Here is a 14772-nt window from a genome sequence, read left to right as displayed (position 1 = left end):
GCGAAACTCCATAATCCAGAATTCTGGAAATGCACACCCACCCCCAGGGGCAACCCCCGCCCCCACAACTCCCCAACCCACGGGCGACCAAGGCGTTTAGGGCGTGTACGGGTCTCGAGGTTAGTTGGGCGCATCTCTTGGTTAATGTGCTGGTTTCTATTTCAGTGCTCGTGGCGACATGCTAATGGCCTCAAAGGAAGTTCTCCTTTGAGGCCATTAGTGGTCTATTTAGCGTCCGAAGTTTTGAACCGCAAAGAGCTTGCCTTGTGGGTTGACGGCTATTCCTGTGCCGACGGTCTTGGCTTCGGGGTCTAGAAGAATTTCTCGGTGTGAGGGTGAATCGACCCAGAGCTTAACGAGTTGTGCATCTGAGAAGTCGTTCCATGCTTGGAGGACGTTTTCTCCTCCTGGCGGTATTTGGGCTGGGTAAGTCTTCCAGTGTTCTGGGCGGTGGTGTAGGTTGTCAGTTTGGCAGACGTGGTCTGCCCAGTTTTGGGCTATGCCGTTGAGGGCTGGGTTTTCAGTTACGGGTTTGAGTCCGTTTTGTGCTCTTACTTCATTGATTTTAAGGACGATTGAGTGTGCGCGGACTCCTTCTGGTTTTAGTTCATTGACCGTTGCGGGGTTTGGCCCTCCTGGTCCTTGGGCTTGCGCTGGTGGGGTTGGTATTGCGAGTTCGCCGCCGACTAGTGCTGCGGCTGCGGCAGCTGGTGCTGCGATTTTTTCTACTGGTTCGGGCATGATTTCATCCGACATTGGTAATTCCTCCTTGAATTTCGGGGTGGGAGTGATACCGGTTTTAAGTCTACAGTGCTTCGTGGGTTTTTATTTTTGGAAGAATCTTGGGCTGTAGATGTCGACTTGCTCCCAGTTGCCTTTGTTATCGCTGATCGTTACTCTTCCTGGCGGTAGGTTTGTGGGTTTGGGGTCGAAGTTTGTTGGTTTTCGGCCAAGTACGTGTGCGGCTTGGTTTGTGGTTGATACGTTGGCGCATATTTGGGTGTTGGTTTGGTCTCGTATGGGGGTTGGCAGTGTGGTTGGTGTGGGGTTCGCGGTGACGATGATGACGATGATTCCCACTCGGTGGCAGTTTTGCATCGCCTTTGTGGCTTTTGCGATTTTTATTTCTGTCTGGGGTGCTGGCGTATTCTTTTTGTCTTTTGTTTGGAAGTATTCCTGGATTTCGTCGAAGATAAAGATTGCTAGGTGCTGGTTGTCGTTTTTCTCTCGCCAGTAGTCAATACCGTCTTGTAGACGTTGTTGTTTTAGTTCTTCTAGTTGTTGTAGGCTTTTGGCGATTTCTGCTGTGTCGCCGGCTAATCCGTTGAAGTAGAGTACGTGAGCGTTTGGCCGTACTGCGTCCATGATTCCTTTTAGGAGTGTTGTTTTCCCGGTTCCGGGCTGGCCGGCGACTACTATGTTGGAGGTTGTTTCGAGTTGCAGGTGGGCTTTCTTTTTTGTTTGGGTGTTGCGACCTAGTGTGAGTAGGTCGGTATTGGGGTCGTAGGTCATTTTTCCGGGTATTGATGTAGAGTTTGGAATTAGCGTTGCTATTTGTACTAGTTGATTTGAGATTTTGATTCTGGTTGGGATTTTGAGGATATCGTCAAGTTGTCGGGTTTTGGCTAGCAGTTCCCACCATTCTTTGTCTTTTGGTGCTATTTCAATCCAGCCTTTGGGGCTGATTTCTTTTATTTTTACGTTTGCTTTGTATTCGACTGCTGCTTTGCGTTTGGCTAGGCGACGTACGGCTGGGTCTCGGTATCGAGTGAAAAAGTAGATTTGCCGTGCGGCTATTACGAGTAGGGTTGCTATTGCAATAGTGCTTAGTAGGATAAGTGCAATATTGTTGACTTGGTCTCTGAGTGCGTCTAGGTGTGGCGTGTTGAGTGGGTTTGTCGGGGTTTTTGTGCTCATTTCAGGACTGCCTTTCGGTGTTAGTTAGGGTTGAGCTTTAGCCTACTAATTAGGCATGGTGCTGAGCGGATGATGGGTTTGTCGGTTAAGCTTGCAGGCGTTAACTTCCCAAGACTGAATTTACTGCGATTTGATTGGTTTCGGGGTAGTGAAGTTTCGTTGTTTTGTCGATTTTGGAAGGTATTGCTGTGCTGTATTTTTTGGCTGAGCAAGGTTCTGACCCGAACAATACGTGGTGGGGCATCGTACCTATTTTGCTTGTTGTTGTGCCGCTTGTTTTTTGGTTTTGCGCTGTGGTGTCAATTGTGCGGTCTGGTTTTGGTTGGGGCGTTAAGCTTTTGTTGGTTTTGGCAGCACTTGCGTATCCGCTCATTGGGCCTCTGCTGTGGTTTTTTGCTGGTCGGGGCACGGAGTTTAAGACACAGCTAGATGTTGGGCGTGGCTGAAATTATTTCGTTGCTGAGTGATTTTGAGGAGTAGGTTTTGGGTATGAGTAAGTTTAGTGAGTATTTTACTGCTGGTGTTCTTGGTGGGTTTATGTCGTTTGCTGGTGTGTCGCATTTGACTCATCAGCGTGAGGAGTTTCAGGCTCAGGTTCCTGATTGGTTTCCTGGTTCCAAGGATGCTGTTGTTGTGGCGTCCGGTGTTGCGGAGATTGTGTTAGGGGCAGGTTTGTTGCTTTCGCGGCGCCGTCGCGCTGATTTTGGTGTTGCGTTGGCGGCTTTTTATACCGCTATCTTCCCTGGGAATATTGCTCAATATGCGGAGCGGCATAATGGGTTCGGGTTGGATACTGATACTAAGCGCTTTGTGCGTCTGTTGTTTCAGCCGGTGTTGATTGCTGGGGCGTTGCATGCGGCTGGGCTGCCGGCCAAGAAGTAGGGATTTGATTGTTGTGCCTTGTTCCAGTCGTGAGCTGGTGGCCTGCGCCTCGGGTGTTGCTCAGAGCTGTTCTAACTTTCAATGCTTAATGGTTAGTTACAGGGTGAGGTGGCTACAAGGCTTGGTTAAAGCGACGAATGCCCCCAACGTGTGTTGAGGGCATATTGTGTCGTCGCGTCGACGATTATAGCACACAGCGTGACAATCACCAGCTGGAATGCCGCCGAGCAGGAGGACACCCAGTTTCTGGTGGGGTCACTTTGAAACCTAAGCGTTCTAAAGCATCCATCGCGACGGCGGGGTTATCTCGAACAGATGCCTGGAGTTGAATGTCAAACCACTTTTCTCGAGAATCTTTCAGCGCTACCTCCCAACCGTTCTTTCCTCGAAACCCGCATTCCTGAATTACGAAATACAGGAATTCCTCAAGCGATGGCCGGAATCGATGGCCCCCTACCGGTACATGGAGTGGGCTTATGTCTCCGTCTTTCCGTTTATCGGTTTTACTAGTCCGTCCATTTTTCATTAGGGCTGGGCTAAGCAGCCCCCCAATGCCCGAAAAGTGAATATGGGCAGCTGGAACCCGCTCCTTGTTGCGCTCGTATTCAAATTTGATTGCAGATTGTGTATGGACGCGGATTGAATAATCACTGTGTCTAACAGTCAGGTACTGCCCACTTCGGTCACTTTGCAGCTTGTAAGTAACAGCTAGGGTATATAGATCACAGGTGCTGAGGCATTCGCATTCTTCAATGCTTGAGGTCCCCCGACCGTAATGCAGCGGTGCATGAAACGAAATGACGTAAACGCCAGACTGGTCATTTACGTCAAGGTGTTTCTTGAATTGTGATTCCCGCAGCGGCAACGCTGCCATCAATATTGCAAGCACTTCGGAAGCGAAATCTTGTGCTGATTTGTCGCTGAATTCTCGTTGCGTGACTGAGCTACTTGTCAATGTCGAGCATCATTTCTACGCGACGAAGCTCGTCATAAAGTTCACGTTCTTCCGTCGAAAGGCAACCCATTGAAGCCAAGTCACGAAGGTCTCGGAGGCTGATCGGAGCGCCTTCAACTGAGGAATATGCACTAGTAAGTTGTCTCGAAAGCTCATCGTGGCGACGGTACAAATCTTCCGGTGTGTGGCGCCTGATTGTAAGTGACATTTTTAGGACCTCCTCTGCTTCAAGTATGTCTGAATATAGTCTGTGGCACGGACATTGGGTACCAGCGGGTCATGGTCGCATTTCTCGATTTTGCTTCACTCCTGCTTTTTGTAAAGCAATCTCTGCACGTCATTTAGCAAATACCGGTTAGTTCCGTTGATTGTCCTTTTCGAATTTTTTCTCTTTCTGCCTATTTCCGCAGTAGTTCGGGTGTGATTTGATACCCCTGTTATCTCAACCTGTAGGTGAGGGTTTTGCTGTGAGCCAGACTTCTTGCGGGTCCTTTATGGGTTCTGGTGGTCGAGTTCGGTTTTGTGCCTTGTTCTGGTCGTGAACCAGTGGCCTGCATCTCATTGGTCAGTTACTGAATTTGCCGTTTTAGTGGTCGTTGAGTCAGGCAACAAGGCTTGGTGTCCGCTGGTCATTCTAGCGGATCATTGGGGGTTAGTGGGTGCGGGGTGTGGTGCTCATGCTTCCTCCCACTCCCCTGTTGGCGGTGTGCCGTCTGGATTCCAGGCGCGAGGTAGGTCGGGGCGTGGAGTGACTTTGGACAGATCCGCTTCAAAATAGCCATGCCCAGGTTTGAGCATCGTCGGTTCCTTAGTCCATCTGGACTGGTCGTAAATCGCTAACTCTGGCCCTACCGGTGTGTCTATTTCGCACCATGTTCCTCGGTATTCGGCGCGTTCCTGTACGGTCATGTCTGCGAGGGTTTTCATGCTTCCTCCGCGTAGTCAGCTGCTGCGAGTAGTCCTGCTTGGGCGAGGGTTTGCGCTATCCGGGTGGCGGCTATCTTCGATAGGTCGTTTTCGATGTCTAGGTGGTTTCTCACTAGGTGATAGATAGTCTGCGCTGCCTGGTCTTGGTTATTCATCGTGGTCTCCTAACGCTTCGTTGATGTGGTCTACTACGCGGGCTGCGAGGTTCTGCTCTATTGGAGTGCGCTCCGGGTCAGTGCTGGCGTACTTCCAGATTTGGATAACGTCTGCCAAAGCGTCTCTCAGGATTAGCAACTCGCGGGCGAGTTCTGGGGCGGCTGCTGCGAGGTTTACGTCGTGGTCGTTTCTGCTCCAATCGACTGCCTGGTCTGCGTTCCATAGCACTTCTCCGCTCTGACTGGTAATGCAGTCGGGGTCTTTTGTTTCCCACGGCCCTGGTGTGGCATTCTCTAGCAGGCACTTGATGTGGGTGGTGGTGAGGTCAGTCATTGGCTTCTCCTAGTTCCTTGAGTAGTTTCTTACCGTGGCTGTTTATCCGTGGGTGGTTTACCTGTCGTGCTTTTTCTTCCCAGTCGCACCATTCGACGATGTTCATGCCACGGTGCGGGGTGATGTAGTGGGCGGTGCTGTAGCACTCCCGGATTACCGGGTCGTTTCGCATAGTGCGGGTTATTGTCTGTCCGCGCCCTAAGCGGCGTAGCGCTTTTCGTTGCATGTAGTCCAGGCCGGTCATTCCTGCACCTCCGTGAGTGTGTAGCGGCGACCAGTCGGGGTGAGATTCTCGGGCGACGTGTAACCCATATAGAACTCTCCATAGCGGTTGAATAAGATTCTCACTTTCCCAGAAACCTGGGACACGTTAAACATGATCACCTCCCCGTGGTCGAGGTGCTCCGCTTCCGCGAAGCGGTGCTTGTCGTCGTCCCATTCGACCTCGGCCATGGTGGGGCGTGGGCGCGGTGGCAGGACGGCGAGGATCTGGTCTCTTTCTTTCGATGACCAGCGGCCACTGCTACTCAAGATGCGTTGGAGCATATCGTCTAGCGCGTCGTGCGCGTCGATGATTTGCTGTCGGGTTGGGTTGGTCATTGGTTTCTCCTTGTTGGTGGTTTATTTGTCTGCCCAGAGTTCGTAGGCGTGGTCTTGCCAGGGGTCGTATTCGGGTTCTTCGTCTGGGTTGGGTTCGTTGGTGTCGTCAAAGGGCCAGGGGTAGATCATTGGGTGTCTTTCCATGTGATGGTGATGTGGGCGCCGGGTGGGTTGGTGTTGGTGGCGTAGTGTTTGGTGGCTTCGAGGTGGGTTACTCGGGAGTCGTTTTTGAGAACGCCGCCACTCTCTAAGCCATCGAGGATTGAGCGGGCTAGTTTGTCTCCATCCGGTTTGACTGCTGGGGCGTTGTAGCGGGGTCGTTTGGGCCGGGGTAGGTAGAAGTGCATGAGGACGGTTGTTGGGCCGTCTATGGGGCTGCTGGGCCGGTTTTTGGCGGCTTCTTGTTTGATGGCTCGCATCCAGGCGGGGAGTTTCTTCGAGGACTCAATGAGCCTGCCGTTACCCACATGGCGTTTACTACCCTTCGGGGCCGGGTCTCCGTCTACTCGGAAGGTGATGGTGTTCATTTCTGGTTCTCTCGTTCTTGGGCGATTCCATAGGCCAGGAGTGTGGCGCCGGCGAGCATGATGAGGTGGAGCAGGATGCTGATGGGGTCGTCGTTGCCGTTGAGTTGCCAGCCGCAGAGCGCAGCGGTGTAGACGATTGTTAGGGCGTAGATGGCGGAAATTGTTCGGCTTCTCAAAATGGTGGTTGCTTTCTTGGTGGTTGGTGGTCGCAGCGGCGGGCGGGGTTGGTGCCTTTTACCCATCCGTTTTCGTCGCATTGGTCGCAGTTGTTGATTGCTTGGCGGCGTTGTTTGCGCTCGTCTGCTTTCGCGGATTCTTGGTGTTCTTCATAGGCGCGGCGGGCTTCGGCGCATTGGCCGCAGTTGGGGACGGTGCCGGGTGCTAGGCCTTGGTGGTCTGGGCAGCGTCGTGGGTCGGGTTGGCTGGCGGCGTGAGCCGCCGCTAACTCGTCGAGAGAAGTGGGGGCCGTTGGGGCGGTTTTGGGGGCGACGTTGGCGGTGTTTTTGGCCTGTTCCCCTCCCCCCTTCTTATTCTTCTTCTTGCTAGATTTTGCTACCCCTTTTGCTAGCGGTTTGCTAGCGGTTTGCTTAGCACCGTGCTTAGCACTTGCTGTAGCACTTGCTAGGCGTTTGCTACTTTTCGCAGCGTGTGCCCTACTTTTAGCTAGTCCCCCAGCGCGTCCTGCGGCCCTTCTCTTCTCCCTAATTGCCTCAATTTCGGCCCTTGTTGTCTGGTGTTCTGTGAAGTCGTGGATGAGAAAATCACCGTTTTCTAGCTCGACAAGTGACGGTGTTTCGGGGTCGTTTTCTAGCAACTCCTGGCAAACGTCTAGCAAATGCTTAGCACTTGCTACACGGTGGTCAATTACCCCGTCGGTCTGCATCCGGCACGACCATAGAATCATCTCCAGAAGCCCCAATTTCGCCCTATCAGACAGGACCATAATCTTCGGGGATTCAAAGAAATCATGGGTGATATTCGCATACAGCCGACTATCTTTCGGCATCGTCTTCTCCTCCTTTCTCTATGGATTGGAACAATGTGATGAGTGTGTCGAGGAAGTCTGGCTGTGCGCAGTACACGTCGCGTGATTCGAGGTAGGCGCGCATGTCCTCACGCTGCTTATGGGTGGGCATTTAGTCGCTGCTTCCTATTGCGTTGATGCCGCGTCGGGTGTGTTGGAGGGCGGGTACTTCGCAGATGTCGTGGTTGTGGGTGGGGGTTACTACGAGTTGGGCGATGTATTGGCCGGCTTTTATTTGTTGGCCGGTTGTGCCGGTGTTGTGGAGACTGATTTTGATGGCTCCGCGATACCCGGAGTCAATAATGCCGGTGCCGTTGCTGAGCACCAGGTTCCGTTTGATTCCAGTGCTGCTGCGTACAAACAACATGCCTACATGGCCTTCCGGTATAGCCACATGAACTCCGGTATCGCCCATGCGGTGACCACCCACAGGCACAGTGAGGTCGTGGGATAGGGCGAGGTCCATGCCGGCATCACCTTCATAAGCGAACTTAGGCTGGTACGCGTCCTTGTCCAGGGAGTAATAAAGCAATGTTGGGTTCCTTTCAGAGTCGTTGTTCGTCTTTTTCGAGGATGAATTTGGTCATGTCAGCGGCATCGAAGTAAGCATCGCGGTAGAGGCTGCTGCCTGCGGCGAGGTATTCGAGGTCGTGTTTGAGTTGGCGGATGTCTTCTTTGAGGTGTTCGTAAAGTTGCTGGTATTTCATCGCGGGGCAAAAAGAACCCCGCTTGTGGACTGTTGAGGTCCTAAACAAGCGGGGTTATGTGGTGGGGTCAACGAGGACGGTGGATGTTGCTTTGAGAGCGAAGCGTCCGTCTCTGGTGGCGCCGTGAACCGTGCCGTCGTATTCGGCGGCGTAGGTGATGCGGTCGGGTATTGAGTCCGGGGCGAAGACGGCGGGAAATAAGGCCACGCGCTTGCCCTTATAGTTGGGCAGTTCTGCGGCCTTAATCTCGATGTAGCCCATTAGAACGGAGGGGCTTGGTCTTGGCCTGCCTGCGCCGGCGGGGTGGACCATGCGCCGCTAGTAGCTGTCTGCCCCTGCTGGGCGGCGTTGTCCCACTGCTGCTGCGCCTGGTTGGGCTGCTGTTGTGGCGCCGCAGGAAGTACGTAGTAGCGCATTGCGGTGAACTCAACCTTGCTGCGCTTCTCCCCGTCCTTGGTTTCCCACGAGCGGGTTACGAGCTTGCCGGTGACGGCTACCTGGTCGCCCTTTTTCAGGTTTGCGGCCATCTCAGCCCACGGGGTGGGATTCTGCTTATTACCCTGCTCGTTCCAGATGGTGACATCTAGATACATGCTGCGAGTCTTCACCCACTGGTTCTGCCCTTCGTCGTACCTATTATCCGAGTTAGCGAGGGTGAAATTCGTAACCGCCGCGCCCTGCGGCGTGAACCGCAACTCCGCGTCCCTAGGTAGCCCACCAGTAAGAGTGATGACATCAATCATTTACTTTGCTTCCTCCTGTAGTTCATTCCACCGCTGACGCCCAAGGTCGATGACTGCTTCTGGTACTTCGCCGTCGGCTCGGATTTCCTGCATAAAGCTAGTCACTTCCTCAGCGCTGGTGAGCTCAGCCAAGGCCTGCTTGACGTCTTCAACGAACTGGTCCGGCTGCTCGTCCCGCTGCTGCTTCATTTTTGGCGCCGGGGCAGCTAAAGCCTGCGCAGCCACATCCTGACGAGTAGCAGTAGCAGTCACCGGGCCGGTGTTGAAGTTTCCATTTTCGACCTCTTCGCGGGTGTAGTCCACACCGCCCATAACCTCATTACAGGCCTCACGTACACACTCGGAAACAGCGCGATTCTTCAACATGAGTTCCGGGTTCTTCTTCCAGTGCCCCTTACCCCACAGGCCATGTGCCTCAGCCTTGGCCTTGTCCCAGCGGATAGTGTGCTCAAAGTCTGGGTCATCGTGTCGGATGATGGTGCAGGTGGCGGTCATGGTTTCCGGGTCGAAGGATTCGCGCAGAATGTGCTTCGCGGCGCGGACACGGGTACGCATGTACTTCGCAGAAAAGGTGGGAACATTACCCACGAAGTACAACTCGCTCATGGTCACCCACGTGGATTCGCCCATAGACTGTGCCAGCTCCTGGGCTACGAGCACGTTAGCGGGGTTGCCTTTGAACTTGTCGGGAATCATGTTCGCCTGAGACAGAATCTCCGCGTGCTTCATCTGCACCGATAGATTGTTCTCAAAACTGGTGGTTTCGATTTCATTACTCATTTAGATGTTCCCTTCATCATCGAATCGATCGAGAGTGATTTCTGTGAGTGCCACGGCTGTTTCAACATCGTGGCCGTGTTCGGTGAAGTGTTGGATGAGGTAGATGGCCTGGTCTGCGAATGCTGTCAGTGCGTTGTAGTTCTCGGCGGTGGCTGTGCGGGCGACTTCTAGGCGCCGGTGGGGCATGTCGCTTGGTTTGTTCATAGGTTCTCTCGTTCCTTGTCTGCTTGGTCGTGGATTTGTTGGTAGAGGTCACGCATTTCTGGAAATGTGTCTCCGTGGTCGCGTATCCAGTCGAAGGCTTCGCATTGTGCTCTGTTTAGGGCGCGGTTCTTTGCTCCCTTGCTTGGTTCTGTGGTGTAGATGCTCATTAGTTGACGACCTTTGTTAGGCGGAGGCGTGTGGAACCGCGTCGGGTTTTGGTGTTGAACTCGGAATAGAGGTCCGGGTGGGCGGTCTTAAACGCCTTCGAGTCGAACGTCTTAGAATCCTTGGTGGTGGACACACTCACCTTGTAGCCGGCGTGCGTACCCGCGTAGGAGTCACCGAGGAGTTTAAGTAGGTCTTTCTTGTATGTCTTTGCCAGGTCAGACCACCTGGAGGCTTTTTCTTCCGCGTCCGCTAGTTGCGCTACGAGGTCTTCTACCTTGTCCGCATCTTCTAGGCTGGTGACTTCACCCATCCAATCCGGGGTAGTGCCTTCCAGCCAAGCGAACCAGTCCGCGGCGGTGCGTTGCATGCCCTCCACCACCTTGGGGTCATAGTGGATTACCTGATACTCGTACCCGTCCGGGGTGAACTCCCCGTCCTGCTCCTTGTAGTACTCCACCAGCAGCACGCATGCTTCGGCACCCGCATGCCACATGTTTGCCTGCACCTGCAGGTAGTACCCGTCGGGGCACCAATCATGCCAATACCCACCAGTGAACGGGTGCTTAGCGGTCTTAATCTCACCAATCACCTCCCCGTCCTCGCTGTATAGGTCTGGGGTGCCGCATAGGCGCTCATCATCTTTGTTGATGATGATGGTCTGTGGGTCCGCGTTGTACACAAGACGCGAATCAACCTCGACCACAAGCGGAGCCAGTATAGGTTCACGGGCTGTGCCCCAAACCGTGTAGTCATTACCGCCCCACCGCTTCCCTGTTTCTTTCTGCTCGCGCAGCTCCTGCCACTGTCTAGCAGTCCTGCTTAAAAGCAGGTCCCTTAGCTCCGTTGAGGTGAGGTGCTGGCGGCGGAACTCGTGCCATTCATCATTATTTTCTGGTTTGAATATCCTCAATTTAGTTCTTCCTCTTAAAAATAGTGGTGCCCTTATTCGACTCACGCAGAACTTTCTTCGCGTTCCTTGCATGGCGCTCACAGAACCGAAAACCCAAACCCAGGCCGGGCATATCCTCACCTCGGATGAGACAATTCGCGTAAAGGCAACGTTCACGCTGTTCATGGCAACGTTTGATGTACGCCAACGCCGTCTTCAACGCCTGAAAGCTCCGCGGCCTATCTCCGAGGTCTACCCACCATTCCCCGTTATATTTGACAGGCCGGTAACGCTGGTACGCCTGCTCGAGTGTGATTTCTACATCCATACCGGCGGAACCGAAATCACTGCGTGGAACAGGAAACCAACCAAACCACCAAAAATGCCAGTCGCCCAAGCGAAACGAATCCGCTTTTCAGCGATGTCTTTCCAATACGCAACCTCCTTATGCGTAGGTTCACGACGCTGCAAGCGACTACTTGTGTTTTGCACGGCAAAACCTCCTCTCATAAGCAGAAATCTGGCCGGTCACACTATTGGCACCACTAGCAAGCGTGAGAATCTGACGACGAGTCTTTTCCGGAAGATGAGCAAGGTTGTAAATCGTCTTCAACCGAGCCTCAACATCCCTCATATAAGCCTTCGCCTCAGAAGCCGTAATCTGACGCATCATCTACCTCCAAATCATGACAAAAGTTCGATTAGTTCGTTGGAACACGCGTTTTATAAGGCCCATTGGTTCTCCCCCATCAAAAAAGCATCGCACCACTCAGACTTGACGCGATACGTGCGCCCAGTCTTCACCGAACGCAATTCCTTACGCTGCAAAAATCGATACACCGTCTCCGGATGCATACCCATATACTCAGCAGCTTCCTTCGCGGTAAACCATTTCCTGATACCATCCATAACGACCTTTCTGGAAAGAAGAGGTTGAATCACGGGTAAGGCCCCCGCACTTCTTAGTTCATGCAGGGGCCTTCACCATGAAAACTTCCGAAAAATAAACGGGGATGCAGGTGCAGCAGAGCGCAGCAGCGGCAAGTGCTGAAACCGCCAAAATCCTGGGATACTGCCCTTGAAGCGGTCAGTGTCCAACCCGCCCTTAACAACCCCTAGTGCGCAGCCGGGGAGTTGCACCCCGGTGGTCTTTTGTAAGCACAAATTTCTTTAGCCCCTGTAGTAGGTACAAGAAAAATGTGAATAGTTACTACTCTGCGCTAGTACGCCCCTTCAGGCCACCTGAAGAGGCCAGATAAAATGTGAAAGCATGAACACGTTCGAAATAATTTCCACGCTCATCGCCGCAGTCTCCGCCGGCATCGCACTCTGGCAAGCAATAGACGCATCAAAATCACGCAAATCAGCAGAGGCTGCACAAGCCGAAGCCGCAGAAAGCTCCGACCGAGCCGCCCGCAGCGCCGAAAAGGCCGCAGCAGAACAACGAAAAATCGCCGAAGCACAATCAACAATCTCCGCATACACGCAGAAACTCGCCGCAGCGAACCGACGAAACGTCACCCTGCACCACGAGAGCAAACAGCTCTACGTCATCACCAACGAAACCGGCGAAACCATCACCAACGTCAGCATCAACCCAACCAGAGACGACCAAGCAGCCACCATGAGCGCTGAAACCGCCGCCGCCCTCGACCACGGAGACGTCATCGAAGTACTCCTTGGTTTCCAGGGAAAATACATCCTACGCTGGACAGACAGCGACGGTAAACAGCAACAAAAAGCAGTAATCGCTAGTGCCGATTGATGTGGTTGACATAGATAGCGCACCCCGCAGAAATCAAGGCACACGCCGAAATAATAATCGGAGCAACCATACCGAAACACCTCCCCTCCACAATCAACTATCCGCCTCACGGTGTGTGAGGCCAGTGCCGCGCCCAGGACTTGCACCCGGGGAGTAGCTCATTCACGGCCTAGTGTTTTACGTCCTTGGTGGTTCCCTCCCGCTTACGGCGGGGTTCCTGCCTGTCGGCTTGGCCAATGCTTCACGGACATGTCGACGTGGTTCTTAAGCCCGGTATCTTCTATCAGGACAATCCACTATTCAGTTTTCGATACAACATGGGCTGTTAGCCCTGTGCACTACCGGGGCCACGCTCCCCGGATGGACTACCTAACGCTTAAAGTCTCGTGACTTTATTAGCGGGTACTGATACACCCTCGATGTGACGAAAAGTGACGATATTTCAGCGCCTGCTAAGTCGGGCTAAAATACATACATGGCAATAACCGCACTTATAACCGCAATAGCCGCGCTCATTACCGCCATAACCGGACTTGCCGCACTACTACTAGGAATCAAACAACTCCAACACGACCGCCAATACGACGGCGCACACCAAACATCAATAGAATTCCAACGAGCCGGACAACCCATCCAACGCTCAACAGCCCCGAAACCTCACGACGTCATACGCGTAGCCATCCACCACCGAGGATTCGAAACCCTCCACGGAGTCAGAACTTCACTGGTCTGGGAAAACGGCGCCCACTGGGACCTCTACCCCGAGACTCATCTTCATCCTGGAGAAACACTCGGCCCGAAGCATCTCGAAATACCGTGTAGCGACCTGGATAAAGTACATCTACATGTCGTATGGCAGACTCCGCGTCTTGCCATTCGACGAAACGGCATTCAGTATCAAGCACTCCGGTTGAACCTGGCTCAAGAGGCTCAACAATGGCAATGGCATCCATTCGAAAACCTACGACGTCGTCGTCACCGCCCCCTCGGAAAATGGAAGACCATCCACCATCAGCCATCCGACGAAACAACTTTTCCAGGCTGGCCGCACGACCTGCCAACCAAGACCATAGACTGGTAAACATCAACAACACTCTTTCCCTAAATCCCGAGCTCGGCGAAGCGATTGGCGGTGCTAAGCGAATCGACCAACGCTTGAACATCATCGCCATCCAGCCGGGCCACACCATCCACCGAAACCGACACCACACCATCAAAAACAGTCACTTTCACGCCAGAAACAAGAGCATAAAAACTAACTGGCGTTAACTTCACATCTCCCACGACAACATTCCTTCCCTAAACCGAATAAACCCGGAATAAACCTGAATAATCCGATACACTCAACAACGTCGAATAGGCCCGACCAGCCCCGCCCACACACGTGGCTTTTACATATGCGCTAGGCGTAGTACTCATCCCACACCTGCTGCATCAACGCCCGGTCGGCCTCGGTGTAACCATTAACCTGGCGCACCTGCCCGTTAGGCAAAGTAAGGTCATACTTTTCCGGCTCGCGCCCCTTCTCCAGCGTGTACAGTGCCTTCATGCGCTTACCGAACATCGGCGCCACCGACTTCATCTTCTTGTTGGAAAGATTCTTCGACTTCAAAAAGTCCGCCGTGTACAAAGGCCGAGTCTCCGGGTCCAACTCCGGCACCTCACCCAAACCACGAGCCAAAACAATCCGCGCCTTCGCCTCCAAATGGTCAGGATGAATCAACCCCTTCGCCGCCTGACACAACTCCATCCGCATCTGAGACTCACGCATCAAAGCGTTCAACTGGTGTTCAGCCTGTACCAGTTGATTTTCCATAGCCACGAAGGCCTTAATGAGGTTCTTCTTGAAATCAACCACTACCGGCGTATTGCGGAACAGGGTCATTGCGAACATCGCCTGCTCACGATTCAGGACCGCAATGTTGGTGGCCTTGCCGTAACCTCCTTGGGGCAGTGGCGCACCCTTTCGCGTTTCAAACGCGATGGGGCCAAACTCCTCGAAGTTTGCTTGGTTCTTACGAATCGTCTCCAACACGTTCTTGTGCTGAATCCCAACACCGCCGGCGATAATCTCCGAGGTGGTGGTTAGGGTTCCATCATTGTTGGCATGAACCAGTTGCTTATCCATTGTGTTAAACTCCTAGTCAGTTAGTTTTTCTTTGGCTCGGTGTTCTGGCACCGGGCCTTTTCTTATG

At 53.2% G+C, this 14772-nt stretch carries 23 protein-coding genes; 3 read left to right on the top strand and 20 right to left on the bottom strand.

The features are described 5' to 3' along the window. Positions 1–228: 228 nt before the first annotated feature. Entirely contained in the window at positions 229–756 is a 528-nt protein-coding gene (locus WMP97_RS03130) for a CAP domain-containing protein (protein WP_340439781.1), read from the bottom strand. A 69-nt stretch (positions 757–825) separates the two neighbouring features. Continuing rightward, positions 826–1917 (bottom strand): ATP-binding protein, encoded by a 1092-nt coding sequence (locus WMP97_RS03125; protein WP_340439780.1) that lies wholly within the window; start codon positions 1915–1917, stop codon positions 826–828. A 164-nt stretch (positions 1918–2081) separates the two neighbouring features. Between WMP97_RS03125 and WMP97_RS03120 the strand changes: the two genes are divergently transcribed. Both WMP97_RS03120 and WMP97_RS03115 read left to right on the top strand, forming a co-directional pair. Beyond that, positions 2082–2363, top strand: a complete 282-nt coding sequence (locus WMP97_RS03120) for a hypothetical protein (RefSeq protein WP_340439779.1) — start codon at positions 2082–2084, stop codon at positions 2361–2363. Between the two features lie 43 nt (positions 2364–2406). Next, complete coding sequence (locus WMP97_RS03115; RefSeq protein ID WP_023021060.1) at positions 2407–2799, top strand: DoxX family protein; 393 nt, start codon at positions 2407–2409, stop codon at positions 2797–2799. Positions 2800–4429: 1630 nt separating this feature from the next. Here WMP97_RS03115 and WMP97_RS03110 read toward each other — a convergent pair. The 16 genes from WMP97_RS03110 to WMP97_RS03035 all read right to left on the bottom strand — a co-directional run bounded on the left by WMP97_RS03110 (position 4430) and on the right by WMP97_RS03035 (position 11721). After that, positions 4430–4681, bottom strand: coding sequence for a hypothetical protein (locus tag WMP97_RS03110; RefSeq protein ID WP_023021057.1), 252 nt, complete (start codon positions 4679–4681; stop codon positions 4430–4432). Next, positions 4678–4836 (bottom strand): hypothetical protein, encoded by a 159-nt coding sequence (locus WMP97_RS03105; protein ID WP_023021056.1) that lies wholly within the window; start codon positions 4834–4836, stop codon positions 4678–4680. The genes WMP97_RS03110 and WMP97_RS03105 overlap by 4 nt, the downstream gene beginning before the upstream one ends. Then, a complete protein-coding gene (locus tag WMP97_RS03100; protein WP_340439777.1) occupies positions 4829–5170 on the bottom strand; it encodes a hypothetical protein in 342 nt (113 codons plus the stop codon). Before WMP97_RS03100 ends, WMP97_RS03105 begins: the two co-directional genes overlap by 8 nt. After that, entirely contained in the window at positions 5163–5342 is a 180-nt protein-coding gene (locus WMP97_RS03095) for a hypothetical protein (protein WP_340439776.1), read from the bottom strand. The genes WMP97_RS03100 and WMP97_RS03095 overlap by 8 nt, the downstream gene beginning before the upstream one ends. A gap of 68 nt (positions 5343–5410) precedes the next feature. Continuing rightward, the gene (locus tag WMP97_RS03090; protein ID WP_340439774.1) at positions 5411–5770 is read right to left on the bottom strand and encodes a hypothetical protein; all 360 of its coding nucleotides are present in this window, start codon (positions 5768–5770) and stop codon (positions 5411–5413) included. 125 nt (positions 5771–5895) lie between these two features. Further along, positions 5896–6297, bottom strand: coding sequence for a RusA family crossover junction endodeoxyribonuclease (locus WMP97_RS03085; RefSeq protein WP_340439773.1), 402 nt, complete (start codon positions 6295–6297; stop codon positions 5896–5898). Next, the gene (locus tag WMP97_RS03080) at positions 6294–6473 is read right to left on the bottom strand and encodes a hypothetical protein (RefSeq protein WP_340439772.1); all 180 of its coding nucleotides are present in this window, start codon (positions 6471–6473) and stop codon (positions 6294–6296) included. The genes WMP97_RS03085 and WMP97_RS03080 overlap by 4 nt, the downstream gene beginning before the upstream one ends. Next, positions 6470–7303: a hypothetical protein gene (locus tag WMP97_RS03075; RefSeq protein ID WP_340439770.1), complete on the bottom strand. Its 834-nt coding sequence runs from the start codon at positions 7301–7303 to the stop codon at positions 6470–6472. The genes WMP97_RS03080 and WMP97_RS03075 overlap by 4 nt, the downstream gene beginning before the upstream one ends. Before the next feature lie 130 nt (positions 7304–7433). Then, the gene (locus WMP97_RS03070; RefSeq protein ID WP_340439769.1) at positions 7434–7853 is read right to left on the bottom strand and encodes a dUTP diphosphatase; all 420 of its coding nucleotides are present in this window, start codon (positions 7851–7853) and stop codon (positions 7434–7436) included. A gap of 13 nt (positions 7854–7866) precedes the next feature. Then, positions 7867–8028 carry a hypothetical protein gene (locus WMP97_RS03065; protein ID WP_340439767.1) on the bottom strand — a complete coding sequence of 54 codons (162 nt, stop codon included), beginning with the start codon at positions 8026–8028 and terminating at the stop codon, positions 7867–7869. A gap of 54 nt (positions 8029–8082) precedes the next feature. Next, positions 8083–8289 carry a hypothetical protein gene (locus tag WMP97_RS03060; RefSeq protein ID WP_340439766.1) on the bottom strand — a complete coding sequence of 69 codons (207 nt, stop codon included), beginning with the start codon at positions 8287–8289 and terminating at the stop codon, positions 8083–8085. Then, a complete protein-coding gene (locus WMP97_RS03055; protein ID WP_340439764.1) occupies positions 8289–8771 on the bottom strand; it encodes a single-stranded DNA-binding protein in 483 nt (160 codons plus the stop codon). The genes WMP97_RS03060 and WMP97_RS03055 overlap by 1 nt, the downstream gene beginning before the upstream one ends. Next, positions 8772–9551, bottom strand: a complete 780-nt coding sequence (locus tag WMP97_RS03050) for a hypothetical protein (RefSeq protein WP_340439763.1) — start codon at positions 9549–9551, stop codon at positions 8772–8774. Further along, positions 9552–9755: a hypothetical protein gene (locus WMP97_RS03045; RefSeq protein ID WP_340439762.1), complete on the bottom strand. Its 204-nt coding sequence runs from the start codon at positions 9753–9755 to the stop codon at positions 9552–9554. Between the two features lie 166 nt (positions 9756–9921). After that, entirely contained in the window at positions 9922–10905 is a 984-nt protein-coding gene (locus tag WMP97_RS03040; protein ID WP_340439837.1) for a YqaJ viral recombinase family protein, read from the bottom strand. A 630-nt stretch (positions 10906–11535) separates the two neighbouring features. Continuing rightward, positions 11536–11721 carry an excisionase family DNA-binding protein gene (locus WMP97_RS03035; protein WP_340439761.1) on the bottom strand — a complete coding sequence of 62 codons (186 nt, stop codon included), beginning with the start codon at positions 11719–11721 and terminating at the stop codon, positions 11536–11538. Positions 11722–12082: 361 nt separating this feature from the next. Here WMP97_RS03035 and WMP97_RS03030 point away from each other — a divergent pair, with 361 nt between their 5' ends. Next, the gene (locus tag WMP97_RS03030; RefSeq protein WP_340439760.1) at positions 12083–12577 is read left to right on the top strand and encodes a hypothetical protein; all 495 of its coding nucleotides are present in this window, start codon (positions 12083–12085) and stop codon (positions 12575–12577) included. A 1101-nt stretch (positions 12578–13678) separates the two neighbouring features. Here the strand turns inward: WMP97_RS03030 and WMP97_RS03025 are convergent. Both WMP97_RS03025 and WMP97_RS03020 read right to left on the bottom strand, forming a co-directional pair. Continuing rightward, complete coding sequence (locus WMP97_RS03025; protein WP_340439759.1) at positions 13679–13861, bottom strand: hypothetical protein; 183 nt, start codon at positions 13859–13861, stop codon at positions 13679–13681. Between the two features lie 118 nt (positions 13862–13979). Beyond that, a complete protein-coding gene (locus WMP97_RS03020; RefSeq protein ID WP_340439758.1) occupies positions 13980–14705 on the bottom strand; it encodes a Rha family transcriptional regulator in 726 nt (241 codons plus the stop codon). Positions 14706–14772 lie beyond the last annotated feature (67 nt).

The organism is Corynebacterium sp. KPL4072, from assembly GCF_037908395.1.
Lineage (GTDB): Bacteria > Actinomycetota > Actinomycetes > Mycobacteriales > Mycobacteriaceae > Corynebacterium > Corynebacterium kefirresidentii.
Note: the sequence above shows the minus strand (reverse complement) of the source record. Positions and strands in the feature narration are given on the sequence as shown.